Origin of the sequence: Mesorhizobium sp. M2A.F.Ca.ET.043.02.1.1, from assembly GCF_003952405.1 — a bacterium.
In the GTDB taxonomy this organism is placed as follows: Bacteria; Pseudomonadota; Alphaproteobacteria; order Rhizobiales; family Rhizobiaceae; genus Mesorhizobium.
The window spans coordinates 1927864-1953224 of the sequence record NZ_CP034445.1 but is presented as its reverse complement, the minus strand read 5'-3'; the positions used below and the strand labels follow the sequence as shown (position 1 = coordinate 1953224).

The window sequence follows — 25361 nt, the reverse complement described above, 5'->3', positions numbered from 1 at the left end:
TGATTGCCAGATATCCAGGGCCGGAAATCTCTATGCCGGCGTCTCTCACCCCACCTCGATAACCGCCTTGATCAGCCCCGACTTCTCATGCGTCCATCGCGCCAGATCGCGCGGCGTTGCGGCGAGCGTGGTGCGATGGGTGACGAGCTTGCCCAACGGCACGGCGCCGTTGCGGATCGAGGCCGCGACATGCTCGAAGTCGGCCTTGAGCGCATTGCGGCTGCCGACCAAAGTCATCTCGCGCTTGTGGAATTCGGGGTCGGAGAAGGCGATGTCGTCCTTGACTACGCTGACCAGCACCAATGTGCCGCCATGCGCGACATGGGCGAAGGCGGACTGCACCGACGTCGTGTTGCCGGTCGCGTCGAAGACGAGGTCGAACCCTTCGCCGAAGGTCGCCTGCCGCACCAGGTCGGCGGCCGATGCCTTGGAGGTGTCGAGCGGGGCAAAGCCGAGTTCCTTTTCAGCGAAGCCAAGGCGCTCACTGCTCATGTCGAGCAGGCTGACATCCAGGCCGGCGATGCGGGCGAATATCGCCGTGCCGAGCCCGATAGGGCCGGCGCCGATGACCAGTGTACGCTGGCCGGGCTGCCCGAGCGATCGGCGCACCGCATGCGCGCCGATAGCCAGGAATTCCACCGCAGCGGCGTCGGCCAGCGACAGGCCATTCGTCGGGTAAAGGTTCTGCGCCGGCACCAGGATCTCGTCGCACATGGCGCCGTCGCGATGGACGCCCAGCACCTCGATCCTCACGCAGCAATTCGGCTTGCCATGCCGGCAGGCGATGCATTGGCCGCATGAAAGATAGGGGTTGATGATGACCGCCTCGCCGACGGCAAGATCGATGCCTTCTCCCTTCTCGACGATGATGCCGGAAACCTCATGGCCCATGATGCGCGGATAGGCGAGGAAGGGATGCTTGCCTTCGAAGATGTGATAGTCGGTGCCGCAGATGCCGACATGGCTGACGGCGACGCGCGCCCAGCCGGGTGGTGGCGCCCCGGGCGCTGCGCGGTCTTCGAGGACAAGGTCGCCGGGCGAGCGGCAAACGACGGCTTTCATTGAACAGATCCAAAAAGGGCGCCGGCCTCGGTCCGGCCGGGCCGGCGCGTTAGTTTCTGGGAGGAGTCACTTGCCGCGACGGCGCAAGCCGTCGAAGTAGACGATGACGATGATCAGTGCTCCGGTGATGACGCGTTGCCAGAAGGTGTTGACGTTGAGCAGGTTGGCGCCGTTGTTGATCGTCGACAGGATGAAGGAGCCGATCAGCGGCCCGTGCACGGAGCCGATGGCGCCGAACAGCGAGGTGCCGCCGATCACCGACGAGGCGATGGCCTGCAGTTCATAGGTGTCGCCCTGCGTCGGGTTGCCGATGCCGATGCGCGAGGCCAAGAGCACGCCGACGAAGGCGGCGAGCAGACCGGAGAGGATATAGGCCATGAAGATGGTGCGTGGCACGTTGACGCCAGACAGGCGCGCGGCTTCGGCGTTGGAGCCGACCGAGAACAGATAGCGGCCCCAGCGCGTGTGGTGCAGGAAGATGTAGGACGGAATGGCGACGAGGATCACCATCCAGAACAGATAGGGGATGCCGAACAGCGAGCCGCGGGAGAAGGCCTGGAACGGGTCGCTGTTGATCGAGATCGAGTTGCCGTTGGTCATCAGAAGGCCAATCCCGCGTAGCGAGGTCATGGTGGCCAAGGTGATGATGAAGGGCGGCAGGCCCATTTTGACGATGCCGAAGCCGTGGAAGAGGCCGATGGCGACGCCGACTAGCAAGGTGATCAGCACCGCCGCCCAGATCGGCCAGCCGGCATTGATCAGAAGCGCCACCACAACAGTCGTGAAGCCGACCACCGCGCCGACCGACAAGTCGATGCCGCCGGTGATGATAACGAAGGTTTGGCCGACTGCGAGGATGGCGATCAGTGAGCCCTGGCGCAGAAGATTGGTGATGTTGAGGGCCGTGGCGAAGGAGGGCGTGGCGACGGCCAGTACGATCCACATCAGCAGCAGAAGGCCAAGCAGGGTCAGGCCGAAGAGCGCGTTGAAATTGCGCTTGGTTTTTTCGGCGGGGATCGCCTCGGTGCTCATTTTTGTCCTCCCGTTTTTTCTTGTTTCTCGGCCAGCGCCTGACCCAGAATGTCCTCGTGGCTTGCCGTGCGGAACCCATGCGTGGCGACCAGTTTGCCGCGCCGGAACACATGCAGCGTGTCGGCAAGCTCATAGACCTCCGGCAGATAGGACGAGATCAGGATGATGCCGGCCCCCTTCGACAACAGCGTCGAGAACAGGCGGTAGATCTCGGCCTTGGTGCCGACATCGACGCCCACCGTCGGCTCGTCGAAGATGAACAGCTTGGCGCCATGCGCCAGCCATTTGCCGATGACGATCTTCTGCTGGTTGCCGCCTGAGAGGCTGGAGGCGAGCGCGCTGCGTGTCGGCGTCTTGATGCGCAGGTCCGCGATCTGGCGATCGGCTTCGGCCTTCTCCTTGGCGCCCGAGATCAAGGCGTTGCTGGAAATGCGCTTGTAGATCGGCAGGTTGAGGTTCATGCCGACCGACAGGTTGAGGCACAGGCCTTGGTCGCGGCGGCTTTCCGGGGCAAGGGCCATGCCGAGCCTTATGGCGTCATGCTCGGAATTGACCTGGACCTCCTTGCCCTCCCACAGGATCTGGCCGGCCGATTTCCTGTGGCGGCCGTAAAGCGTGGTGACGAACTCGCTGCGGCCTGCGCCGATCAGGCCGTAAAGGCCAACGATCTCGCCGGCGCGGACGGTCACCGAGACATTCTCGAAACCTTTGCCGGAAAGGTTCTTCGTCTCGACGATCGTGGCGCCGGGCGTGAAATGCTCCTTGTGGTAGATCTGCTCGATCGAGCGGTTGATCATCAGCTTGACCAGCTCGGCCTCGTCGGTCTCGGCGATGTTGCGGGTGCCGACCAACGTGCCGTCGCGCAGTACGGAAACGCGGTCGGCAAGCTCGAACACTTCCTCCATGCGGTGGCTGATGTAGATGATGGTGACACCTTCGCCCTTGAGCCTTCGGATCAGCTTGAACAGCTGGTCGGCCTCCTTGCGGGTGAGATAGGCGGTCGGTTCGTCAAAGATCAGGAATTTGGTGCCGCGCACGGTAGCCCTAGCTGCGGCGATCAACTGCTGCTGGCCGATGGTTAGGTCGCCGAGAACGACATGCGCCGGCAGGTCGAAGCCCAGCCCGTCGATGATCTTCTGCGCTTCCTTGACCATGGCGCGTTGCTGCAGCAGGCCGAAGCGGGACTCCTCCTCGCCGAGGAACATGTTGGCGGCGACGGTGAGATGGCGGCAAAGCACCACCTCCTGGTGGACGGCGTTGATGCCCAGCGCCATCGCCTCATGCGGTGTGGCCAAGGCCGCCGGCTTGCCCTCCCAGATCACCTCGCCCGAGGTGCGCGGCATGACGCCGGTCAGAAGTTTTATCAGGGTCGACTTGCCGGCGCCGTTCTCGCCGACGATGGCGTGGATCTCGCCGGCCTTGAAGGCGAGATGCACCGGCTTCAGCGCATGCGTGCCGGGATAGCGCTTTTCCAGCCCGTTGAGCTCGAGGATCGTCCTGCCCGGGGCCAGCGTGGGGGCGGGGTGCAGTTCCTGCGCCGTCGACGTCATGACAATCCTCCCAGATTGGTCTCAACCATTGGGTATGCAGCGATGCGTCTGACGCGCATCTTGGAGTCAAAACCTAGATCAGGCCCGCGGATTTCCAAATCGCCTGACGGATGTTTCCGGGGCGCGAGGCCCCGGAAACGAGTGCAAGCGACACTGCTCAGTTGAGCTTCGGGTTGAGCAGCGCGTCGATCTTGGGATCCTTCATGTTGTCCTTGGTGACGAGGTTGGCGCCGGTGTCGACATTGGCCTCGACCTTCTCGCCCTTCGAGGCAGCCAGAGCGGTCTTGATGCCGTCATAGCCCATCCGGTACGGGTCCTGGACGACAAGGCCGGAGATGACGCCGTCATTGAGGAACTTGATCAGCTTCTCGTCGCTGTCGAAGCCGATCAGCGCCACCTTGCCGCCAAGGTTGTTCTCGGCGATGGCCTGGCCGACGCCCTGCGCCATGATCAAGTTCGAGGCGAAGATGCCCTTGAGGTCCGGATTGGCGGTGATCAGGTCGGTGGCGATGTTGAGGCCGGTGGTGGCCTGGCCGTCGGCGTATTTGTCGGCGACGAGCTCGAGGCCCGGATATTTGGCCTTGATCTGTTCGATGAAGCCCTGCTTGCGCTGCTCGAGCGAGCCGGCGCCGGGAAGGGCCGTGATCAGCGCGACCTTGCCTTCAACCTTGCCGCCATTGGCGGCGCCGATCGCGGCGGCGAGACCGTCAGCGGCGACGCGGCCGCCCTGGACGTTGTCGGTGGTGAGGAAGGAGGTGAAGGCCTTGGAGTCGGCGCCGGAGTCGATGCCGATGACCTTGACCTTGGATGCCGCCTCATCGATCGGCTTGCCAAGCGCCTTGAACTCGGTTGGCGAGATCACGATCGCCGCCGGGTTGCTGGCGACGGCGTTTTCGAGGATCGAGACTTGGCCATTGATGTCGGTCTCGGCCTGGGCGCCGAGCTCCGGCACGTTGATGCCGAGGTCCTTGCCGGCCTTGCGGGCGCCGGCCAGCACGATCTGCCAGTAGAAGGAGGTGGTGTCCTTGACGATGATCGGAATGGTCACGTCGGCCGCCGAGGCGGGTGCGGAATGCATGGCGCCGGCAAGCATCGACGCCGCGGCCAGGGCCACGAAAGCACGGCGGTTGAGAAGGCTGGTCACGAATTTCATTAGGTTCCTCCCTAAGTCGCCTGGTGAAGGTTTCGGAAGCTCCATCTGGATAGGCGCGGCCCAAACAGAACTTTATCAATAAAAAACAGATACCATTTTTTGATAGAGCATTGCCATGGCCGATGCAAGCGGTGTCTGCTGCCGTTTGTTTGATGCGGGTGAGGTCTGTTCTGCCATACCGGCTCCACCTTGGCGGCAGATGGATGCTTCCCGTTCCTCCTTATCGACATGGAACAATAATTCCATTATTATGTCAATATGGAATATTTATTCCCTCACAAGGTCGCAGATGGAAGGCCGGGTTCCCGGCTTCCGCCGCAATATTGACTTTCGGACTAAAGCGTCGCGCCGAGATGCCAGGGCACGAACTCGTTGTCGCCGTAGCCGAACGCCTCGCTCTTGGTCTTGCGGCCGGACGCCGTCTCGATGATCAGCTCGAAGATCTCGCGGCCCATGCCGGCAATGGTCTTCTCACCCGAGGCGATGACGCCGCAATTGACGTCCATGTCCTCTTCCATCTGGTGGTACATGGTCGAGTTGGTGGCGACCTTGATCGACGGCGTCGGCCGGCAGCCGAAGCAGGAGCCGCGGCCGGTGGTGAAGACGATGACATTGGCGCCGCCCGCCACCTGGCCGGTGGCCGAGACCGGGTCGTAGCCGGGCGTGTCCATGAACACCAGGCCGTGGCCCGAAACCTTCTCAGCATAGCCGAAGACGCCGTTGAGCGGGGTCTGGCCGCCCTTGGCGACGGCGCCCAGCGACTTCTCGAGGATCGTGGTCAGGCCGCCGCGCTTGTTGCCGGGCGAGGGGTTGTTGTCGATCGAAGCGCCGTGCTTGGCGGTATGGTCCTCCCACCATTTCACGAAGCCATCGAGCTTGGCGGCGATCTCGGGCGAGGCGGCGCGATAGGCGAGCAGGTGCTCGGCGCCGTAGATCTCGGTCGTCTCCGACAGGATGCCGATGCCACCGACGCCGGCCAGGATGTCGACAGCGGCGCCCAATGCCGGGTTGGCGGTGATGCCCGACATGCCGTCCGAGCCGCCGCATTGCAGGCCGACGACGATCTCGCTGACCGGGATGGGCTCGCGCTTGAGGTGGCCGACTTCCTCGGCGATCTCGGTGAGCACGCCCATCGCCTTCTCGACCGATTTGCGCGAGCCGCCGGCCTCCTGGATGTTGAAATGGCGTTTTCCCGCCGCGACACCCTTCTGGCCGTAGAGGGTGAGCTGATTGACCTCGCAGCCCAGCCCGACCATCATCACGCCGCCGAAATTCGGATGGCGGGCATAGCCCGCAAGCGTGCGGTGCAGAACCATCATGCCGTCACCGGTGCCGCTCATGCCGCAGCCCTGGCCATGGACGATCGGAACGAAACCGTCGATGCCGGGATATTTTGGCAGAATCGTGCGGTTGGCCTCGTCGGCGATGGCGTGGCAGACGGTGGCCGAACAATTCACGCTGGCGATGATGCCGATGAAGTTGCGCGTGCCGGCGCGCCCGTCGGCACGGCGGTAGCCCATGAAGGTGCGCTTGCGGTCGGCTTCGGTGGCGTGCTCGGCCTCGCTCGGCGGAACCACCGGCAGGCGGCCGCTCTCGAACACCAGATTGTGCGAATGGACATGCTCGCCGGGCGCGATGTCCTGGGTGGCGCGGCCGATCGCCTGCGCGTATTTCACCACGGCTTCGCCCGCCGTGATCGGCCTGATCGCAACCTTGTGGCCAGGCTCGATCACCGCGATCGCGGTGGCGCCACCCGGCAGCGCCGTGCCGATCTCGATGCGGCCGTTGGCGACCGCGACATTGTCGGCGGGGGAAAGAAGAATGGTGTTTGCGGGGTTCACGAGCGGCTGTCCTGGGTCATCCTGGGAATGCGGGCGGATTGACATGCGCCCGTTTGGGGGTAATGTCTTTTATCGTGAAAAAACATTTTTGCGTCAATTGTTTTTTCATCAGCGGCGGCTGGCGCCCCTTGTTCGATGCGCGACCGCCCGTTTGGCAAGCCGGCGAAAAACGATTCCGCTTTTCGGGGCCGTGCGCTAGGAGACACCGATCATATCGCGCTTTCGGCTTTCCGCTGCGAGCGTTGGGGGATACAGGCATGTCGAAGAGCAACAACGTCTACAAGGACGCGTTCAACCGCTGCCTGCGGCTGCTCGACGAGACCCAAAGCCTGCCGTCCGAGCCGGAACTCGGCACGCTGCTCGGTGTGAGCCGGACCACTGTGCGCAGCATCCTTTCGCGCATGGAAGAGACCGGGCTGATTGCCTGGAACAAGCGTAACAAGACAGTGCTCAGGGGACCGCTGCCGGAGGATTTCTTCCCCGAGGAAGAGACAGATTCGCTGGCCGAGATCATCGAGCGCTCCTTCATGCGCAGGCTGCTTGCCGGCGGCGCCGAGGCCGGCATGCAGATCAACGAGCTGGAACTGGCGCGCGAGATCGGGGTGGGCACCACCAGCGTGCGCGAATTCCTGATCCGCTTCTCACGCTTCGGGCTCATCGAGAAGCGGCGCAACAGCCACTGGGTGCTGAAGGGTTTCACGCGCGCCTTCGCGCTGGAGCTGACCGAGATCCGCGAGATGTTCGAGCTGCGCTCGGCGGCGGCCTTCGCCGCCCTGCCGGTGGACAGCGCGGTGTGGGCCGATCTCGACCGGCTGGAGGTCGAACATCGCCAGCTTGCCAGCGACATAGCCACGCGCTTCAACGAATTCTCGGAGCTCGACGAGCGTCTCCACCGGCTGATCCACCGCGCCTCGCACAACCGCTTCATCGTCGACTTCTATGACGTGATCGCGATGATCTTCCACTACCATTATCAGTGGAACAAGGCCGAGGAGCGCCAGCGCAACGAAGTCGCGATCCAGGAGCATCTCGCCTATATCGCGGCGCTGAAGTCGCGCGATCCCGCCAAGGTAGACGTCGCCTGCCGCAAGCACCTGAAGTCGGCGCGCCAGACGCTGCTGAGCTCGATTCCCGAGGGACGGCAGGCGCAGCCCGCCGACGGTACGTTGTCAGGCACATTTTCCCGGGCATGAACGGGTATCGCGCCGCGTTGCCGCAGCGCGGTTTTGCCGATTTTCCCGCCTTATCGTCCGTGTTACGGTCGATCGAATTTCCGGGAGAGGCTTTGCGTTGCATATCCGGCTGAGACGATGGAGCATGCCGGCCGCGTTCGTCGCGGCGCTGCTCCTGTTGCTTCAGTCCTCCCTCGGCGCCTTCGCCTTCGGCGCGCCGTCGCAGCTCGATGCCTTCGGCAATGTCATCTGCACGCATGAAGGGGCCGTAAAACTCCCCGGAGGGGATCCGCACCAGCAGCATATGCCGGCCTGTTGCTCGCTCGGCTGCAGCATGGTTTCGCCAGCGCATCTGCCGCCGCCGGAAGCAGGCGCGCTGGCCGGAACCCGGCTTTTAGAGGCGGTCACCTTCCAGCTTCCGGCCTTCCGGCACCAGGATTTCGCCCGCGACCGTTCTCCGGCCAATCCGCGCGCGCCGCCGGCAATGGTCTGATCCGCGGAACCATCCGCGGACCCATTCATCCAAAGACCAGACTGTTCGCGGCCGCAAAGGCGGCGCGATCCTCATATTCATGGAGCACCCATGTCCAATCTTCTACCCCGGGCGCAAGCCTTCGTCCTTCGCGGCACGCGGCAGCTCGACTTCCAGCGGCGTCTCGCCTTCGCCGCGCTTTTCGTTGTTCTTCTCCTGGCGTGCATTCCCGGTGCCCTCGCGCATGAGTTCAAGGTCGGCGACCTCGAGATCGAGCATCCCTGGTCGCGGGCGACGCCGCCCGGCGCCAAGGTGGCCGGCGGCTATTTCACCGTGGTCAACAAGGGCAGCGCGCCCGACCGGCTGCTGTCGATTTCCTCCGACATCTCCGACAAGGCCGAGCTGCATGAGATGGGCGTCAAGGACGGCGTTATGACCATGCGGCCGGTCGAGGGCGGGCTGGAGATCCCGGCCGGCGGCAAGGTCGCGCTGAAGCCCGGCGCCCACCATCTGATGTTCACCGGCTTGAAGCGGCAGCCGAAGCAGGGCGAGAAATTCCCGGCGACGCTGACCTTCGAGAAGGCCGGCAGCGTCAAGGTCGAGTTTGCCGTCGAAGGCATGGGCGAGACCGGCAGTGGCGACATGGACATGGACCACGCCGAATAATCCGCCAAATCGAAATCAGAGGGACAATTCATGATGAAGTATCTTCTGGCGGCGGGCGTGCTTTGCGCGCTCGGAACCAATGCCGCGCTCGCCCATATCACGCTGGAAACGCAGGAAGCGGCTGTCGGCTCCACCTACAAGGCGGTCCTGCGCGTGCCGCATGGCTGCGAGGGCAAGGCGACGACGGCCGTGCGCGTGCAGATCCCCGAAGGCGTCATCGCGGTGAAGCCGATGCCCAAGCCCGGCTGGACGCTGCAGATCAAGAAGGGCAAATACGAGAAATCCTACCAGCTCTATGGCGAGACGCTGACCACCGGCGTGAAGGAAGTGGACTGGAGCGGCGGCAATTTGCCGGACGAATTCTATGACGAATTCGTCTTCCGCGCCTCGCTGGCGGCCGACCTGCCGGCCGGCCAGATGCTCTATTTCCCGGTGGTGCAGGAATGCGGCGACGCCACCGACCGCTGGATCGAGATCCCGGCGGCGGGCCAGGATGAGGACGCCTTGGAAAGTCCGGCGCCCGGCATCAAACTACTGCCGAAGAAATGATCTTTGTTGGCGCGCTCCATCGGGGCGCGCCACCATCTCCTGTAAGACGGCATGAACGCAGCACAATCTTCCCCGACGATGCGCCTGCATACCGGCCCGATTGCCTGGCTGGTGGCACTGCTCGTGGCGATGGCGGTGTTGGCCATGCCCGGGCGAGCCTTCGCGCATGCTGCGCTGGTCGCGACAGATCCTGCCGACGGCGCCTTGCTGGAGCAAAGCCCGGCGCAGTTTTCGCTGATCTTCAGCGAGCCCGTCTCGCCGCTGGTGCTCACTCTTGTGCGGCCGGACGGCTCGCAGCTTGCTTTGACATCCTTCCGTCTCAACGACCAGACGGTTGAGATCGACAATCCCGAAACGCTTAAATCCGGCACGCATGTTCTGAGTTGGCGGGTGGTGTCGGTCGACGGCCATCCGGTCGGCGGTTCGGCGCTGTTTTCCATCGGCGCGCCAAGCGCGGCACCGACCGCGGGCGAAGCCGTGGACTGGACGCTGCGCGCGGCGATCTGGATCGCCAGGTTGTTTTTCTATGCCGGCCTCTTCCTCGGCGTCGGCGGCGCGTTCGCTCTCGCCTTGCTGGCTGGGGACGGGCCCCGCGGCCGGCGCTTTGTCGCCGTGGCCCTCATTTTCGGCCTCGCCGGCGCGCCGGTGTCGCTTGGGCTGCAAGGACTGGATGGGCTTGGCGCCCCGCTCGCGCGCTTTGCAGCGCCGGCCGTCTGGAAGACCGCGCTGGAGACGAACTATGTCTGGACCGTGCTGATCGGCCTGATCGCTCTTGGTCTCGCTTTGCTGTCGCTTGCCGGGCCGTCGGGTCTTCGCAAGCCGTCGGCAGGCGCAGCACTGCTTTGTGTCGGCGGCGCTCTTGCCGCCAGCGGCCACGCCAGCGCCGCCGAACCGCAATGGCTGACGCGGCCGCTGGTGTTCCTGCATGGCACGGCAATCGCCTTCTGGGCCGGCGCGCTGGCACCGCTCGGCCTGGCATTGCGGCGGGAGCCGGCGGAAGCAAAAGTCTTTCTGCGGCGCTTCTCCCGGGCGATCCTGCCGGTCGTCATCCTGCTTGCCGCAAGCGGCATCGTGCTTGGAGTCATCCAGGTGCAAGAGCCGGCTGCGCTGGTCCACACCGCCTATGGCCGCCTGCTGCTGCTCAAGCTGGCGCTGCTGCTCTTCCTGTTCACGCTAGCCGCGGTCAATCGCTGGACGTTGACGGCGCCCGCCGAGGCCGGTGACACGGAAGTGCAGCGACGGCTGGTGCGCTCGATCGGCATCGAGGTGGTGATTGTGCTCGCGATCTTCGGCGTCGCCGCCGGCTGGCGCTTCACCCCGCCGCCGCGCGCGCTGGCGATCGCCGCGGCGCAGCCGGTGTCGATCCATATCCACACGCTGGAAGCTATGGCCGATCTCAGCATCACGCCTGGACATGCGGGCGCGGTCGCTGCGTCGATGGTGATTATGACGGGTGATTTCGGACCGCTCGACGCCAAGCAGGTGACGCTGGTGCTGTCGAAGCCGGATTCCGGCATCGAGCCGATCAAGCGGCCGGCGAGGAAACCCGGCGACGGCACCTGGCGCGTCGATAATCTCGTCATTCCGCTGCCCGGCCGATGGAACGCCCGGCTCGATATCCTCGTTTCGGATTTCGAGGCGGTAAAGATCGAGGCGCCGATCGACATCCGATCCGATTGAGATCCAGTCCATATAGAATACGGCGAGGCGGTTGACGGCGCCGCCAAGGCCCGTCATTCATCTTGCGAAACAGTGGGCATCGCCCGGAACGCGGCCACAACAAGCATTCGAAAGCAGGGAAGAAACGATGGAAAAAGCCGAAATCGGCCTAATCGGCCTTGGCACGATGGGCTCCAACCTGGCGCTCAACATCGCCGAGCACGGGCACCGCATCGCCGTCTTCAACCGCACGCCGTCGCGCACCGACGCCTTTGTCGAGAGCGCCGGTCCGCTGAAGGACATGGTCGTTCCCTGCTACAGCCTGGAGGAGCTTGCCGCGGCGATCCGGCCGCCGCGGCCGATCATCATCATGGTGCTGGCCGGCAAGCCGGTCGACGAGCAGATCGCGGCACTGCGCGGCGTGCTCTCCGACAACGACATCGTCATCGATGCCGGCAACGCCAACTTCCGCGACACAATGCGCCGCTTCTCGGAACTCTCCGGCTCGGGCCTGACCTTCATCGGCATGGGTGTGTCCGGTGGCGAGGAAGGCGCCCGCCATGGGCCCTCGATTATGGTCGGCGGCACTGAAGAATCCTGGAAGCGCGTCGAGAAGGTGCTGACCGCAATTTCGGCCAAGTTCAAGGACGAGCCTTGCGCGGCTTGGCTCGGGCACGACGGCGCCGGCCATTTCGTGAAGACCATCCACAACGGCATCGAATATGCCGACATGCAGATGATCGCCGAGATCTACGGCATATTGCGCGACGGGCTCGGCATGGCGCCCAAGGAGATCGGCAGGGTGTTCGAGGAATGGAACAAGGGCCGGCTCAACTCCTACCTGATCGAGATCACCGCCAAGGTGCTGGCCGCCGACGATCCCAAGACCGGCAAGCCGGTGGTCGATATCATCCTCGACCGCGCCGGGCAGAAGGGCACCGGTAAATGGTCGGTCATCGAGGCGCAGCAGCTCGGCATTCCGGCCACCGCCATCGAGGCGGCGGTCGCGGCGCGCGTGCTGTCCTCGATCAAGGACGAGCGGCAGGCGGCTGAAAAGGCTTATGGCGATATCGGCGTCGAGAAGATTGCCGGCGACAAGGCCGCGCTGCTCAAGGATCTGGAGCTGGCATTGTTCGCCGGCAAGATCGCGGCTTACGCGCAAGGGTTCGCGGTGATGAGCGGCGCATCCAAGGAGTTCAACTGGAACCTGCCGATGCCGACCATTGCCAAGATCTGGCGCGCCGGCTGCATCATCCGCTCGCAGATGCTGGACACGATGGCCGAGGCTTTCGGCTCGGGCAGCGCGTCCACCAACCTCCTGATGGCGCCGGCCTTCATCGCGATGATGAAGGAAGCGCATCCGTCGCTTCGGCGTATCGTGGCAAGGGCGTCCGAGGCCGGCTCGCCGGTGCCGGCGCTGTCTTCGGCGCTGGCCTATTTCGACAGCTATCGCCAAGGACGCGGCACGTCGAACCTCATCCAGGCGCAACGCGACTTCTTCGGCGCGCATGGTTTTGAGCGCATCGGCGAGCAGGGCGCCTTCCATGGCCCGTGGGGGAGCGGCGCGGGGCACTAGCCCCGATAGGGCATGACCTCACTCGGCTTGCTCAGCGACTGCAGCGAGCCGGGTTCCTTGCCTGCAATCCAGCCAAGCACGGCGCGGGCGAGCTCGTAGCCGGCCAGCCGGAAATCCTCGTTGACGACGAGCAGCTCCCGCCGAAATAGGTGCAGCACCTCCGAGGACTGTTTCGACACCACGTCGACATCGCGGCCGAGCTTCAGGCCGGCATCCTCGATGCCAGCGACGACGGCGAGCGTTGCCGCGGCGGCGCTGCTGATGATGCCGTCCGGGCGGTCGTCTCGGCGCATGAGCTGGGCGGTGCGCATCCTGATCTGCTCGATCGTATGGTCGATCGAGACGGTGTTGAAGGGCACCTCCGAGGCGCCGACCTCGCTCAGCGCATCGGCAAAGCCGTTCACCGTATAGCGGAAATAGGTGAGGCCAACCGGGGGCGTCACGAGGGCAAGCCGGTTGCGGCCTTTGGCGGCCAGCGCGCGGACGGCTTCGCCGGCAAAGGCGTAATTGTCGAAGTCGTGATAGGGATGCACCAGCCCCATGTCGGTGCGGCCATGCGTGGCGAAGGGAACGCCGTGCTCCAGCATGTAGCGCGCCCGCGGATCGTTGGGCTGCGTGCGCGATATGATGACGCCGTCGGCCGAGCCCGTCTCGACCAGATAGCGCACCGGGACGAGCGGATCCTGCGAGCGCGAATAGGGCGTGACGATCAGGTGATAGGGCGTGTCGGCGATGACCTCGGTGACGCCGTAGATGATGTCCGAGACGAAGCTCATCAGCTCGTGCTCGGTGTTCAGCACAAGCGAGATGACGTTGGTCTTGCCGGTCCTCAAGCGCACGCCGGCGCGGTTCGGACGATAGCCGATCTGTTTGGCGACGAGCTGGACGCGGCGCCTGGTCTCAGCGCCGATCTCGGGCGCATCCTTCAGCGCACGCGACACCGTCGTGACGCCAAGCCCGGTCATGAAGGCAAGCGTCTTCAGCGTCGGCCGCTCCTTGCCTGACGCGTCGTCGCCCTTCTTCGTTACCCGTCTATCCATTCGTCCCGCCCGCCAGGCGCATAGCAGCCGCGGGGCCAGCCGGCAATCGTGCGGCGTTGACGACTGCGCGACTTCTGCCCGCGGCGAGCGCCAGTATACTGAAACGTTACAGATTGCCAATCTTCGTGATTGGCCGGCAAGGTCACGACCTTTGCAGTCCGCGGGCGGAGATGAACCCAAAGTCCCTGGAATCAAAAAGAAATATCGATCTGGGACCAGTTTTAGCCACGATCAATCACTTTGGCACCAGCTTTGGCGCTTTGAGAGAAGGATTTTGTTCGCGCCTCGAAAAAATCTTAGGCCGCTTTAAGACAAGGGGTTGCCTATGCCGGCCATTTGCCGTATCGAAAATCTGTAACGTTTCAGATTCTGGGAGGAAGCCGAAATGCGATACAAATTCCTGACTGCCGCCTTTGCCGCGACGGTTGCGCTCAACTTTGCCGGTCAGGCGGCCGCGACCGACCTCGAAGTCACCCATTGGTGGACTTCGGGCGGTGAAGCGGCGGCGGTGGCCGAGCTTGCCAAGGCATTCGATGCCACGGGCAATCACTGGGTCGACGGTGCCATCGCAGGCTCCGGCGGCACGGCGCGGCCGATCATGATCAGCCGCATCACCGGCGGCGACCCGATGGGCGCCACTCAGTTCAACCACGGCCGCCAGGCCGAGGAACTGGTCCAGGCCGGGCTGATGCGCGACCTCACCGACATCGCCACCAAGGACAAATGGACCGAGATCGTGCGGCCAAAGAGCCTGCTCGACTCGTGCACCATCGAGGGCAAGATCTATTGCGTGCCGGTCAACATCCATTCCTGGCAATGGCTGTGGCTGTCGAATGACGCCTTCCAGAAGGCCGGCGTGCCGACGCCGAAGGACTGGAATGAATTCGTGGCCGCCGCTCCGGCGCTCGAGAAAGCCGGTATCATCCCGCTCGCGGTCGGCGGGCAGCCCTGGCAGGCATCGGGCGCCTTCGACGTGCTGCTGGCCGCGGTTGGCGGCACCGACGCCTTCCTGAAAGTGTATAAGGACAAGGACGCCAAATTCGCCGCCGGTCCCGAAATCGCCAAGGTGTTCAAGGCGGCGGACGACGCCCGCAAGATGGCCAAGAACACCAATGTGCAGGACTGGAACCAGGCGACCAATCTCGTCATCACCGGCAAGGCCGGCGGCCAGATCATGGGCGACTGGGCGCAGGGCGAGTTCCAGGTCGCCGACAAGACCGCCGGCAAGGACTATACCTGCCTGCCCGGCCTCGGCCTGAATGAGGTGATCGCCACCGGCGGCGACGCCTTCTACTTCCCGCTGCTCAAGGACGCCGACAAGTCCAAGGCGCAGGAAGTGTTGGCCGAAACGCTGCTCGATCCCAAGACCCAGGTCGCCTTCAACCTCAAGAAGGGCTCGCTGCCGGTGCGCGGCGACGTCGACCTCAACACGGCGAACGACTGCATGAAGAAGGGCCTCGCCATTCTCGCCAAGGGCGCCGTCATGCCGTGGACGGACCAGCTGCTCTCGCAGGACAGCCAGAAGCAGAAGGAGGACCTGTTCTCCGAATTCTTCGCCAAGCCCGACATGACGCTCGAAGACGCGCAGAAGCGCTTCGCCGACATCATCGCGTCGGCCGACTGATCGACGGCGCCCCCGCCAACTCCCGACCCCAGCCTATCCGGGGCCGGGAGCCTGACGTCTCATTGCCCGGCTGCCGAGATGAGCAACAGCGAACGCCCGAATCAGCTTTTCCGCAACCTGAACGCCAAGATCGCGTCGATCCCGATGATCCTGACGGCTCTGGTGGTGTTCGTCGGCGGTACGGCCTGGACGGTGCTCTATTCCTTCACCAATTCGAAGCTCCTGCCTCGGCTCAACTTCGTCGGGCTCGACCAGTACCACCGGCTCTGGTCGACATCGCGCTGGCTGGTCTCGATCGAGAACCTCTTGATCTATGGCGCGATCTCGCTGGTGTTCTCGCTGGTCATCGGCTTTCTGCTGGCGGCGCTTCTCGACCAGAAGATCCGCTTCGAGGACACGTTCCGCACCATCTTCCTCTATCCCTTCGCGCTGTCCTTCATCGTCACCGGGCTGGTCTGGCAATGGCTGCTCAATCCGGATTTCGGCGTGCAGCGCGTGGTGCGCGACCTCGGCTGGACAAGCTTCAGCTTCGACCCGCTCTACAATTCCAGCATCGTCATCTACGGCATTTCGATCGCGGCGCTCTGGCAGGGCACGGGGCTCATCATGTGCCTGATGCTCGCCGGCCTGCGCGGCATCGACGAGGATATCTGGAAGGCGGCGAGGGTGGACGGCATCCCCGCCTGGAAGACCTATCTCTTCATCATCATCCCGATGATGCGGCCGGTCTTCATCACCACGCTGGTGATCATCGCCGCGGGCATCGTCAAGGTCTATGACCTCGTCGTGGCGCAGACCAGCGGCGGCCCCGGCATCGCCTCGGAAGTGCCGGCCAAATATGTCTATGACTACATGTTTTTCGCCCAGAATCTCGGCCAGGGTTTCGCCGCCTCGACCATGATGCTGCTTTCGGTGGTGATCGTCATCGTGCCCTGGGCCTATCTCGAATTCGGAGGCAAGAAACGTGGCTGACGTCGCCTCCCTATCCCCCGGCGCCGAAGCGCTCAGGCGCGATGCCGCCGGCCCCAGCGGCCCGAAGCCGCGGCATGTGCTGTCGCGCCGCAACATCTTCCTCTACGGCACGCTGATCGTGGTGGCGCTCTACTATCTTCTGCCGCTCTACGTGATGATCGTCACGTCGCTGAAGGGCATGCCCGAGATCCGCCTCGGCAACATCTTCTCGCCGCCGATGGAGATCACCTTCGAGCCCTGGGTGAAGGCCTGGGCCACCGCCTGCACCGGGCTCAATTGCGACGGGCTGTCGCGCGGCTTCTGGAATTCGGTGCGCATCACCGTGCCGTCGGTGCTGCTCTCGATCGCGATCGCCTCGGTGAACGGCTATGCCCTGGCCAACTGGCGCTTCAAGGGCGCCGACACCTTCTTCATCATCTTGATCGTCGGCGCCTTCATTCCCTATCAGGTGATGATCTATCCGATCGTCATCATCCTGCGCGAGATCGGCATCTACGGCTCGCTGACCGGGCTGGTGATCGTGCATTCGATCTTCGGCATGCCGATCCTGACGCTGCTCTTCCGCAACTATTTCACCTCGATGCCGGAGGAGCTGTTCCGCGCCGCGCGCGTCGACGGCGCCGGCTTCTGGGGCATCTACCTGCGCATCATGCTGCCGATGTCACTGCCGATCTTCGTCGTCGCCATCATCCTGCAGGTGACCGGCATCTGGAACGACTTCCTGTTCGGCGTCGTCTACACGCGCCCCGACACCTATCCGATGACGGTGCAGCTCAACAACATCGTCAATTCGGTGCAAGGCGTGAAGGAATACAACGTCAACATGGCCGCAACCATCCTGACCGGGCTGGTTCCGCTCATCGTCTACTTCGTTTCCGGCAAGCTCTTCGTGCGCGGCATTGCCGCCGGCGCGGTGAAAGGATGATGATGGACATCGCCAATCCCAGCGTTTCGATCCAGGACTTGTCGCTCAATTTCGGCGCCGTCTCGGTGCTGCAGACGCTCAACCTGGATGTCGCCGAGGGCGAGTTCATCGTGCTGCTCGGACCGTCCGGCTGCGGCAAGTCGACCTTGCTCAACTGCATCGCCGGTCTGCTCGACATTTCGGACGGCCGCATCTTCATCAAGGGCAAGAACGTCACCTGGGAAGAACCGAAGGATCGCGGCATCGGCATGGTGTTCCAGTCCTACGCGCTCTATCCGCAGATGACGGTGGAAAGGAACCTTTCCTTCGGCCTGCGTGTCGCCGGCGTGCCGAAGGACGAGATCGCCAAACGCATCGCTCGCGCCGCCGAGATCCTGCAGATCGAGCCGCTTTTGCAGAGAAAGCCCTCGGCGCTTTCGGGCGGCCAGCGCCAGCGCGTTGCGATCGGGCGGGCGCTGGTGCGCGACGTCGATGTCTTCCTGTTCGACGAGCCGCTCTCCAATCTCGACGCCAAGCTGCGTTCGGAATTGCGCGTCGAGATCAAGCTGTTGCACCGCCGCCTGCAGAACACGATGATCTACGTCACCCACGATCAGATCGAGGCGATGACGCTGGCCGATCGCATCGCGGTGATGAAGGGCGGCGTGATCCAGCAGCTCGATGCGCCGCAGACGATCTACAACCGCCCCGTCAACCGCTTCGTCGCCGGCTTCCTCGGTTCGCCGGCGATGAATTTCATCGACGGCAGGCTGGAGAAGGACGGCGGCGACTGGCACTTTGCCGTGGAGGATGTACGCATCCCGCTTGCGACCTATGCCTTCGAGAAGGAGCCGGCGCCAGGCCCCGCAGTGTTCGGCATCCGGCCCGAGCATGTCGCCTTCAACAGCGGCACGGGCTGGCCCTTCGCCGCGACGGCTAATGTCGAGGTCGTGGAGCCCATGGGTTCCGATACGCTGGTGTGGCTGAAACTCGGCGGGCAGAACTTCACCGTGCGCGTCACCTCCGAACGCACGCCGAAGAACGGGGATCCGATCAGCGTCGGCTTCGATCCGATGCGCGCCTCGCTCTTCGACGCTCAAACAGGCAACCGAATTTAATCTCCCAGGACCAACCGAACGGACAGGACAGATGAACTGGTCATTCCAACTCTACAGCGCCCGCAATTTCCAGCCATGGGACAGCGTGGTGAGAATGCTCGGCGAGCTCGGCTACAAGCAAGTGGAGGGTTTCGGCGGCGTCTATGACGACCCGAAAGCCTTCCGCGCCGAGCTCGACAAGAACGGGCTGGCGATGCCGACCGGGCATTTGTCGATCGACGCGCTGGAAAACGACTTCGGCGGCGTGCGCAAGATCGCCGACGCGCTCGGCATCACGCTGCTGGTCTGCCCCTATCTGATGCCCGACCAGCGTCCTTCCGACGCCGCCGGCTGGCGCGGCTTCGGCGAGCGCCTGGCCAAGGTGGGCGAGACGGCGAAAAAGGCCGGCTACGGCTTTGCCTGGCACAACCATGATTTCGAGTTCAAGGCGCTTGCCGACGGCTCGCTGCCGCAGGACCACATCCTGTCCGCCGCACCCGACATCGGTTGGGAAATGGACGTCGCCTGGGTGGTGCGCGGCGGCGCCGATCCGCTGCCCTGGATCGAAAAACACGGCAAGCGCATCGTCGCGGTGCACGTCAAGGATATCGCCAAGCCGGGCGAGGGACTGGACGAGGACGGCTGGTCCGACGTCGGCCACGGCACGATCGACTGGGCGAGCCTTTTCAAGACATTGCGCGCAAAAAGCGCGGCGCAGTATTTCATCATGGAACAGGACAACCCCAACGACATCGAGCGCTATGCCCGTCGCTCGATCGCGGCAGCCAAGAGCTGGCAGGAGTAATCGAAATGGCAGACAAGCTTGGCGTTGGCGTCATCGGCTGCGGCAACATATCGAAGGCATATTTCTCGCTGGCGCCGCTGTTCCGTGGCATCAAGATGCGCGCCTGCGCGGACATCAACATGGATGCGGCCAAGGCACGGGCGAAGGAATTCAAGCTCCGTGCCGAGACGGTCGACGATCTGCTCAAGGACGACGAGATCGACATCATCGTCAATCTCACCATTCCGGCGGTGCATTACGAAGTGTCGAGGCAGGCGCTCGACGCCGGCAAGCATGTCTATTCGGAAAAACCTTTCGTTCTGTCGATCGAGGAAGGACTCGACCTCAAGAAACGGGCCGAGAAGAAGGGCCTGCGCATCGGTTCGGCGCCGGATACGTTCCTCGGCGGCGCGCACCAGCTGGCGCGCGAGCTGATCGACAGCGGCAAGCTCGGCAAGATCACCAGCGGCACCTGTCATGTGATGGGCCACGGCATGGAGCACTGGCATCCCAATCCGGACTTCTTTTTCCAGCCGGGCGCCGGCCCGGTGCTCGACATCGGACCTTACTACGTCACCAACCTGATCCAGCTGATCGGGCCGGTGAAACAGGTGGCGGCCTTCGCAACGACCCCGGCGAAGGTGCGGACGATCAGCTCCAAACCGCGCGCGGGCGAAAAAATCCCGGTCAACACGCCGACCACGATCCATGCGCTGCTCGAATTCGCCAACGGCGCGGTGATAACGCTCAACACCTCCTGGGACGTCTGGAGTCATGGCCACGCGCCGATGGAGCTCTATGGCGAATTGGGCACCGCCTTCGTGCCGGACCCGAATTTCTTCGGCGGCGAGGTACGCTTCACCGACGCGGCCAAGCCGGTGAAGAAGCTGCCGAAATGGAACCACCCGTTCGGCGTGCCGAACGAGATGCACGGCCAGGGCATGATGGCCAATTACCGCACCGCCGGTCTTGCCGACATGGCGATCGCAATCGCCGAAGGGCGGCCGCACCGCTGCTCGATGGAGCTGGCGCTGCACGCCGTCGACGTGATGACCGGCATCCTGCGTTCCGGCGAAAGCGGCAAATACGTCACCATGCAGACGACCTGCGAGCGGCCGGCCGCGCTCGGCGTCAAGGACGCGAAGGCGCTGCTGGCCAAGAAAAACTAGGTGGCAACCCCTCCCCGTTTCGGCGGGGAGGGGGTAAGGGTAGGGGCAAGCATCGATTCAATTGACCCCTGAGCCGAGCATGAAGTCGCCCGAAAACCGCTCCGCACTTTTCGGCTTCATGCTCTAGCGGCGCTCGCGGCGCCGCTTCGATCCCGAGGATTTTTCCCATGCCCTATGTCGCCGCCGAGAACCGCTACGAAAAGATGATCTATAACCGCTGCGGCCGCTCCGGCCTCAAGCTGCCGGCGATCTCGCTCGGGCTGTGGCACAATTTCGGCAACGATACGCCGCACCGGACCAAGCAGGCGATCGTGCGCAAGGCCTTCGACCTCGGCATCACGCATTTCGATCTCGCCAACAATTACGGTCCGCCGCCCGGCTCGGCGGAGACCGCGTTCGGCGAGATCCTGCGCACCGATTTCGCCGCCTATCGCGACGAGATGATCATCTCGACCAAGGCGGGCTACGAGATGTGGGCGGGTCCCTATGGCGAATGGGGCAGCCGCAAATATGTGCTGGCGAGCCTCGACCAGAGCCTCAAGCGGATGGGGCTCGACTATGTCGATATCTTCTATTCGCACCGCTTCGACCCGGAAACGCCGCTCGAGGAAACCATGGGCGCGCTCGACCACGCGGTGCGCTCGGGCAAGGCGCTTTATGCCGGCATCTCGTCCTACAACTCGCAGCGCACGCGCGAGGCGGCCGATATTCTGCGGCAGCTCGGCACCCCTTGCCTGATCCACCAGCCGAGCTATTCGATGCTCAACCGCTGGGTCGAGGAGGACGGGCTGCTCGACACGCTGGAGGGGCTGGGCATCGGCTCGATCGTCTTCTCGCCGTTGGCGCAAGGCATGCTGACCGACAAATATCTCGGCGGCCTCCCCGAGGGCAGCCGCGCATCCCAGGGCAAGTCGCTCAGGCCGGCCTTCATCAACGACAAGTCGATCGCCAACATCAAGGCGCTCAACGCCATTGCCACTCGCCGCGGCCAGACGCTGGCGCAGATGGCGCTGGCCTGGGTGCTGCGCAAGGGCCGCGTGACCACGGCCCTGATCGGCGCCAGCCGGCCGGAACAGGTCGAGGATTGCGTCGGCGCGCTCAAGGCGCTCGAGTTCTCCGATGCCGAGCTTGCCGAGATCGATACTTACGCGCGTGAGTCCGACATCAACCTCTGGGCGGCTTCGGCCGAACGCAAAGGGCCGCCGCGCAAGTAGCGGTTAGCCGGCGAACCGTCTCGCCCGACCTGTGCCTGAGGAGACGCGCTGCGGAAACAGTGGCAAAATCGCTCGTTCGTCGCTATCTCAGGGGAAATTGAAGTCCTTGGCATGCGGTCGCGCGTGCAAGCGTCGATTGGGCGAACAAGATGACGGCAAGAGATGCGCTGACCAAGAACCAGCTCTGCGTGCTCGAGAAGCTCGAGGCGTCCAGCGGGCCGCTCAGCGCCTATACGCTGCTCGACCAGCTGCGCGAGCGCGGTTTCCGCGCCCCGCTGCAGGTCTACCGGGCGCTCGACACGCTGGTGAAGTCCGGTTTCGTGCATCGGCTGGAAAGCCTCAATTCCTTCGTCGCCTGCGCCGAGCCGCACGACCACAGCCATTCGATGACCGCCTTCGCCATCTGCGACAATTGCGGCCAGGTCACCGAGATGTCCGACCACGACGTCGGCCACCGGCTGGACGAATGGGTGCGCTCGACGGGCTTCGCGGCCAAGAAGGCGGTGATCGAGTTTCGCGGCGTGTGCGCGAAGTGCAGGGCCGAGGCTGCGTAAGTATCAGCTAGCCGGTTGACGCCGGCGCGGAGCCCCCCTCTCTGTCCTGCCGGACATCTCCCCCTCAAGGGGGGAGATCAGCCGTAGTCACGGCTTTCGCCAATCTTCAAACGTTGCAAGACGAGCGCCGGCGCCGGAACCGCCAATCTCCCCCCTTGAGGGGGAGATGTCCGGCAGCACAGAGAGGGGGGCGACGGATCGCGGCGCCTCTCGGCATGCCGCCTAATGCGCCTCGTCCCAGTTATCCGCCGCCCGGGCGTCGACATGCAGCGGCACCGACATTGAGACCGCCGGCATCGGCGCGTTTTCCATGACCCGGCGCACGACGGGAATAGTCGCTTCGACTTCCGCTTCCACCGTTTCGAAGATCAGTTCGTCATGCACCTGCAGCAGCATGCGGGCCGAGAGTTTCGCTTTCTCCAGCGCCTCTTCCATATGCACCATGGCGCGGCGGATGATGTCGGCTGCGGTGCCCTGGAGCCTGGCGTTGATCGAGGCGCGCTCGTTGAAGGCGCGGACCGACGGGTTGGAGGATCGTATCTCCGGATAGTGGATGCGCCGGCCGAAGATGGTTTCCACGAAGCCGTTTTCCCGCGCGTAGGCCTTGGTTTCCTCGATATAGTCGCGGATGCCGGGGAAGCGCTCGAAATAGCGCTTGATATAGGCGCCGGCCTCGTCGCGCGGGATCGACAGCTGGTTGGCGAGGCCAAAGGCCGAAATGCCGTAGATGATGCCGAAATTGATCGCCTTGGCGCGCCGGCGCACCTCCGAAGGCATGCCCTCGACCGGCACGTTGAACATTTCCGACGCGGTGATGGCATGGATGTCGGCGCCGTCGGCGAAGGCCTGCTTGAGCTGCGGGATCTCGGCGACATGGGCAAGCACGCGCAGCTCGATCTGGCTATAGTCGGCCGAGACCAGCTTGTGGCCCTTCTCGGCGATGAAGGCGGTCCTGATCTTGCGGCCCTCGGCCGTGCGCACCGGAATGTTCTGGAGGTTGGGATCGGAGGATGACAAGCGGCCCGTGGTCGTCGCGGCGAGCGAGTAGGAGGTATGCACGCGATTGGTGCCGGGGTTGATGAAGCCGGGCAGCGCGTCGGTATAGGTCGACTTCAGCTTGGTGAGCTGACGCCAGTCGACGATCTTGCGCGGCAGCTCATGGCCTTCGGCGGCCAGGTCCTCAAGAAGCTGCGCCGAGGTCGACCACTGGCCGGTCTTGGTCTTCGAGCCGCCTGGCAGGCCCATCCTGCCGAACAAGATGTCGCCGAGCTGCTTCGGCGAGCCGATGTTGATGCGCTCGCCGACGATGCCGTAGATCTCTTCCTCGACGCGGGCGGCGCCCTGCGCCAGTTCGCCCGACAGCCGCGACAGGATCTGGCGGTCGACCGAGATGCCGCGCTGCTCCATGCGGGCAAGCACCGGCACGAGCGGCCGTTCCAGCCGCTCGTAGACGGAAACGAGGCCCTTGGCGGCGAGCCGGGGCTTCAGCAATTGCCACAGCCGCAGAGCCAGATCGGCCTGCTCGCCGGCATAGGCGGTCGCGCGCTCGATATCGACCTGGTCGAAGCCGATGGCGCTCTTGCCCGAGCCGGCGAGCTCCTTCTTCGAGGCCGGCGCGTGGCCCAGCCACTTCTCCGACAGCGAGGCGAGGTCGTGACCGCCGGACGTGCCTGCATCGAGCACGTAGGAGATCAGCATCGTGTCGTCGAATGGTCCGACCTCGATGCCGTGCCGGCTCATCACGACGATGTCATATTTCATGTCCTGCACGATCTTCAGGACCGACCGGTCCTCGAGCGGCGGCTTGAGCAGCGCCAGCGCCTCGCGGACCGGGATCTGGTTCTCCAGCACCCCGCCGCCAAGCAGGTCGCCGTTGCCGTTTCTGTGGGCAAGCGGCACGTAGACGGCGCGACCGGGCGCGATCGCCATGGACAGGCCGATGAGATCCGCCTGCATCGGGTCGGACGAGCTGGTCTCGGCGTCGAAGGCGAGGATGCCAGCGTCGCGGGCTTCGCCGATCCAGGCTTTCAGCGCGGCCGCGTCGCGGATGGCGCCATAGGCCGAAGGGTCTATCTTGCGCGCCGTCGCCTGTTCCAGCCGCAGCGCGGAGAGGAGCGATGGGGTGTCGCCTTGCGGCGGCGCGTCCTCGCCTCTTGTGACAGGCGCGGCGGATTTTGCGTTGCCGTTTGATTGAGGCGCCGGCTGTCGCGGTGGCGCTCCGGCGCCGATATCGGGGCCATGCGCGGCATCGGCTCGTTCGACGATGACGGCGGAAGCCTGGACGTCGCCGATCTCGGTCGCGGTCGCCTCGGCGACGCGTCGCGTCAGCGTGGTGAATTCCATGGTCTTCAGGAAGCCGATCAGCTTCGGGCCGTCCGGCGCGTGCAGCACCAGGTCGTCCAGTTCCTCCTTCAGCGGCACATCGTTCTTCAGCTTCACCAGCTGACGCGAGATGCGCGCCTTGTCGGCATTGGCTATGATGGTCTCGCGCCGCTTGTCCTGCTTGATCTCGGAGGCACGCGCCAGCAGTCCGTCAAGGTCGCCGAACTGTTCCAGAAGCTGCGCCGCGGTCTTCGGCCCGATGCCGGGCACGCCCGGCACGTTGTCGACCGAGTCGCCGGTGAGCGCCTGCAGGTCGATCATCTTTTCCGGCGGCACGCCCCATTTCTCGATCACCTCGGGGATGCCGATCTGGCGGTCCTTCATCGGGTCGTACATGCCCACCGTCGGGCCGACCAACTGCATCAGGTCCTTGTCGGAGGAAATGATGGTGGTGTCGGCGCCGACCTCGCATGCGAGCCGGCAATAGGTTGCGATGATGTCGTCGGCCTCGAAACCCTCCATCTCGATGCAGGGCAGGTTGAAGGCCACGGTCGCCTGGCGGATCAGTCCGAATTGCGGGATCAGGTCTTCCGGGGGCGCCGAGCGGTTCGCCTTGTATTCCGGGTAGAGATCGCTGCGGAACGTCTTCGAGGAATAGTCGAAGATGACGGCGAAATGCGTCGGCACGATGCCTACATTGGTGTTGCGGGCGTCCTGCATCAGCTTCCAAACCATGTTGCAGAAGCCAAGCACGGCGCTGGTCGGCAGGCCGTCGGATTTGCGGTTGAGCGGCGGCAGCGCGTGGTAGGCGCGGAAAATGTAGCCGGAGCCGTCGACGAGGAAGAGGTGGTCGCCTTTTTTCATGCCGGCAGGGATAGCGCGGCCAGCCTTCGCGGTCCATGCCAAAGGCTTCGGAACCCACCGGTTCGGGCAACACCCCTGACAGATC

The 25361-nt window shown here is 64.2% G+C and carries 22 protein-coding genes; 14 read left to right on the top strand and 8 right to left on the bottom strand.

All coding sequences use genetic code 11. The annotated features are described in order from the left end of the window. Nucleotides 1–45: 45 nt before the first annotated feature. From EJ068_RS09260 to EJ068_RS09240, 6 genes are all read right to left on the bottom strand, one after another. Nucleotides 46–1062 (bottom strand): zinc-binding alcohol dehydrogenase family protein, encoded by a 1017-nt coding sequence (locus EJ068_RS09260; protein WP_127250056.1) that lies wholly within the window; start codon nucleotides 1060–1062, stop codon nucleotides 46–48. Nucleotides 1063–1128: 66 nt separating this feature from the next. Beyond that, nucleotides 1129–2094 carry an ABC transporter permease gene (locus EJ068_RS09255; RefSeq protein WP_127250055.1) on the bottom strand — a complete coding sequence of 322 codons (966 nt, stop codon included), beginning with the start codon at nucleotides 2092–2094 and terminating at the stop codon, nucleotides 1129–1131. After that, entirely contained in the window at nucleotides 2091–3644 is a 1554-nt protein-coding gene (locus tag EJ068_RS09250; protein ID WP_127250054.1) for a sugar ABC transporter ATP-binding protein, read from the bottom strand. Before EJ068_RS09250 ends, EJ068_RS09255 begins: the two co-directional genes overlap by 4 nt. A 157-nt stretch (nucleotides 3645–3801) precedes the next feature. Next, nucleotides 3802–4797 carry an ABC transporter substrate-binding protein gene (locus EJ068_RS09245; RefSeq protein ID WP_127250053.1) on the bottom strand — a complete coding sequence of 332 codons (996 nt, stop codon included), beginning with the start codon at nucleotides 4795–4797 and terminating at the stop codon, nucleotides 3802–3804. A gap of 75 nt (nucleotides 4798–4872) precedes the next feature. After that, a complete protein-coding gene (locus tag EJ068_RS32540) occupies nucleotides 4873–5043 on the bottom strand; it encodes a hypothetical protein (RefSeq protein WP_189342381.1) in 171 nt (56 codons plus the stop codon). An 89-nt stretch (nucleotides 5044–5132) separates the two neighbouring features. Continuing rightward, entirely contained in the window at nucleotides 5133–6638 is a 1506-nt protein-coding gene (locus EJ068_RS09240; protein WP_126081154.1) for an altronate dehydratase family protein, read from the bottom strand. Nucleotides 6639–6895: 257 nt separating this feature from the next. On the opposite strand from EJ068_RS09240, the gene EJ068_RS09235 reads away from it, so the two are divergent. From EJ068_RS09235 to gndA, 6 genes are all read left to right on the top strand, one after another. Beyond that, the gene (locus EJ068_RS09235; protein ID WP_127250052.1) at nucleotides 6896–7831 is read left to right on the top strand and encodes a GntR family transcriptional regulator; all 936 of its coding nucleotides are present in this window, start codon (nucleotides 6896–6898) and stop codon (nucleotides 7829–7831) included. Nucleotides 7832–7955: 124 nt separating this feature from the next. Beyond that, nucleotides 7956–8303, top strand: coding sequence for a DUF2946 family protein (locus EJ068_RS09230; RefSeq protein WP_127250051.1), 348 nt, complete (start codon nucleotides 7956–7958; stop codon nucleotides 8301–8303). A 90-nt stretch (nucleotides 8304–8393) separates the two neighbouring features. Beyond that, entirely contained in the window at nucleotides 8394–8948 is a 555-nt protein-coding gene (locus tag EJ068_RS09225) for a copper chaperone PCu(A)C (RefSeq protein ID WP_245463386.1), read from the top strand. A gap of 30 nt (nucleotides 8949–8978) precedes the next feature. After that, nucleotides 8979–9497, top strand: coding sequence for a YcnI family protein (locus EJ068_RS09220; protein ID WP_127250050.1), 519 nt, complete (start codon nucleotides 8979–8981; stop codon nucleotides 9495–9497). A gap of 51 nt (nucleotides 9498–9548) precedes the next feature. Then, nucleotides 9549–11177 (top strand): copper resistance CopC/CopD family protein, encoded by a 1629-nt coding sequence (locus tag EJ068_RS09215; protein WP_245463385.1) that lies wholly within the window; start codon nucleotides 9549–9551, stop codon nucleotides 11175–11177. A gap of 127 nt (nucleotides 11178–11304) precedes the next feature. Further along, the gene (gene gndA / locus EJ068_RS09210) at nucleotides 11305–12732 is read left to right on the top strand and encodes an NADP-dependent phosphogluconate dehydrogenase (RefSeq protein WP_127250049.1); all 1428 of its coding nucleotides are present in this window, start codon (nucleotides 11305–11307) and stop codon (nucleotides 12730–12732) included. Here the strand turns inward: gndA and EJ068_RS09205 are convergent. Beyond that, entirely contained in the window at nucleotides 12729–13772 is a 1044-nt protein-coding gene (locus tag EJ068_RS09205) for a LacI family transcriptional regulator (protein ID WP_127250048.1), read from the bottom strand. The two genes, gndA and EJ068_RS09205, sit on opposite strands and share 4 nt — an antisense overlap. A 385-nt stretch (nucleotides 13773–14157) precedes the next feature. Here EJ068_RS09205 and EJ068_RS09200 point away from each other — a divergent pair, with 385 nt between their 5' ends. From EJ068_RS09200 to EJ068_RS09165, 8 genes are all read left to right on the top strand, one after another. Then, a complete protein-coding gene (locus EJ068_RS09200; protein ID WP_128315351.1) occupies nucleotides 14158–15396 on the top strand; it encodes an ABC transporter substrate-binding protein in 1239 nt (412 codons plus the stop codon). Nucleotides 15397–15474: 78 nt separating this feature from the next. Further along, complete coding sequence (locus tag EJ068_RS09195) at nucleotides 15475–16368, top strand: sugar ABC transporter permease (RefSeq protein WP_126081162.1); 894 nt, start codon at nucleotides 15475–15477, stop codon at nucleotides 16366–16368. After that, nucleotides 16361–17293, top strand: coding sequence for a carbohydrate ABC transporter permease (locus EJ068_RS09190; protein WP_126081163.1), 933 nt, complete (start codon nucleotides 16361–16363; stop codon nucleotides 17291–17293). The genes EJ068_RS09195 and EJ068_RS09190 overlap by 8 nt, the downstream gene beginning before the upstream one ends. Then, nucleotides 17293–18390, top strand: coding sequence for a sn-glycerol-3-phosphate ABC transporter ATP-binding protein UgpC (ugpC, locus tag EJ068_RS09185; RefSeq protein ID WP_127250058.1), 1098 nt, complete (start codon nucleotides 17293–17295; stop codon nucleotides 18388–18390). The genes EJ068_RS09190 and ugpC overlap by 1 nt, the downstream gene beginning before the upstream one ends. A 31-nt stretch (nucleotides 18391–18421) precedes the next feature. After that, entirely contained in the window at nucleotides 18422–19174 is a 753-nt protein-coding gene (locus EJ068_RS09180) for a sugar phosphate isomerase/epimerase (RefSeq protein ID WP_127250046.1), read from the top strand. A 5-nt stretch (nucleotides 19175–19179) separates the two neighbouring features. Then, a complete protein-coding gene (locus tag EJ068_RS09175) occupies nucleotides 19180–20322 on the top strand; it encodes a Gfo/Idh/MocA family oxidoreductase (protein WP_128314685.1) in 1143 nt (380 codons plus the stop codon). A gap of 167 nt (nucleotides 20323–20489) precedes the next feature. Then, entirely contained in the window at nucleotides 20490–21536 is a 1047-nt protein-coding gene (gene mgrA / locus EJ068_RS09170) for an L-glyceraldehyde 3-phosphate reductase (RefSeq protein WP_127250044.1), read from the top strand. 149 nt (nucleotides 21537–21685) lie between these two features. Then, nucleotides 21686–22090, top strand: a complete 405-nt coding sequence (locus tag EJ068_RS09165) for a Fur family transcriptional regulator (protein WP_042640862.1) — start codon at nucleotides 21686–21688, stop codon at nucleotides 22088–22090. Between the two features lie 222 nt (nucleotides 22091–22312). On the opposite strand, the gene polA is transcribed toward EJ068_RS09165, so the two are convergent. Next, entirely contained in the window at nucleotides 22313–25276 is a 2964-nt protein-coding gene (polA, locus tag EJ068_RS09155; protein ID WP_189341935.1) for a DNA polymerase I, read from the bottom strand. Nucleotides 25277–25361 lie beyond the last annotated feature (85 nt).

Coding starts and splice junctions, on each gene's coding strand:
- EJ068_RS09230 (WP_127250051.1), top strand. CDS start 7,956: ATGCCGGCCGCGTTCGTCGCGGCGCTGCTCCTGTTGCTTCAGTCCTCC.
- gndA (WP_127250049.1), top strand. CDS start 11,305: ATGGAAAAAGCCGAAATCGGCCTAATCGGCCTTGGCACGATGGGCTCC.
- EJ068_RS09200 (WP_128315351.1), top strand. CDS start 14,158: ATGCGATACAAATTCCTGACTGCCGCCTTTGCCGCGACGGTTGCGCTC.
- EJ068_RS09195 (WP_126081162.1), top strand. CDS start 15,475: ATGAGCAACAGCGAACGCCCGAATCAGCTTTTCCGCAACCTGAACGCC.
- EJ068_RS09175 (WP_128314685.1), top strand. CDS start 19,180: ATGGCAGACAAGCTTGGCGTTGGCGTCATCGGCTGCGGCAACATATCG.
- EJ068_RS09165 (WP_042640862.1), top strand. CDS start 21,686: ATGACGGCAAGAGATGCGCTGACCAAGAACCAGCTCTGCGTGCTCGAG.
- EJ068_RS09235 (WP_127250052.1), top strand. CDS start 6,896: ATGTCGAAGAGCAACAACGTCTACAAGGACGCGTTCAACCGCTGCCTG.
- EJ068_RS09215 (WP_245463385.1), top strand. CDS start 9,549: ATGAACGCAGCACAATCTTCCCCGACGATGCGCCTGCATACCGGCCCG.
- EJ068_RS09245 (WP_127250053.1), bottom strand. CDS start 4,797: ATGAAATTCGTGACCAGCCTTCTCAACCGCCGTGCTTTCGTGGCCCTG.
- EJ068_RS32540 (WP_189342381.1), bottom strand. CDS start 5,043: ATGGAATTATTGTTCCATGTCGATAAGGAGGAACGGGAAGCATCCATC.
- polA (WP_189341935.1), bottom strand. CDS start 25,276: ATGAAAAAAGGCGACCACCTCTTCCTCGTCGACGGCTCCGGCTACATT.
- mgrA (WP_127250044.1), top strand. CDS start 20,490: ATGCCCTATGTCGCCGCCGAGAACCGCTACGAAAAGATGATCTATAAC.
- EJ068_RS09260 (WP_127250056.1), bottom strand. CDS start 1,062: ATGAAAGCCGTCGTTTGCCGCTCGCCCGGCGACCTTGTCCTCGAAGAC.
- ugpC (WP_127250058.1), top strand. CDS start 17,293: ATGATGGACATCGCCAATCCCAGCGTTTCGATCCAGGACTTGTCGCTC.
- EJ068_RS09180 (WP_127250046.1), top strand. CDS start 18,422: ATGAACTGGTCATTCCAACTCTACAGCGCCCGCAATTTCCAGCCATGG.
- EJ068_RS09225 (WP_245463386.1), top strand. CDS start 8,394: ATGTCCAATCTTCTACCCCGGGCGCAAGCCTTCGTCCTTCGCGGCACG.
- EJ068_RS09250 (WP_127250054.1), bottom strand. CDS start 3,644: ATGACGTCGACGGCGCAGGAACTGCACCCCGCCCCCACGCTGGCCCCG.
- EJ068_RS09220 (WP_127250050.1), top strand. CDS start 8,979: ATGATGAAGTATCTTCTGGCGGCGGGCGTGCTTTGCGCGCTCGGAACC.
- EJ068_RS09255 (WP_127250055.1), bottom strand. CDS start 2,094: ATGAGCACCGAGGCGATCCCCGCCGAAAAAACCAAGCGCAATTTCAAC.
- EJ068_RS09205 (WP_127250048.1), bottom strand. CDS start 13,772: ATGGATAGACGGGTAACGAAGAAGGGCGACGACGCGTCAGGCAAGGAG.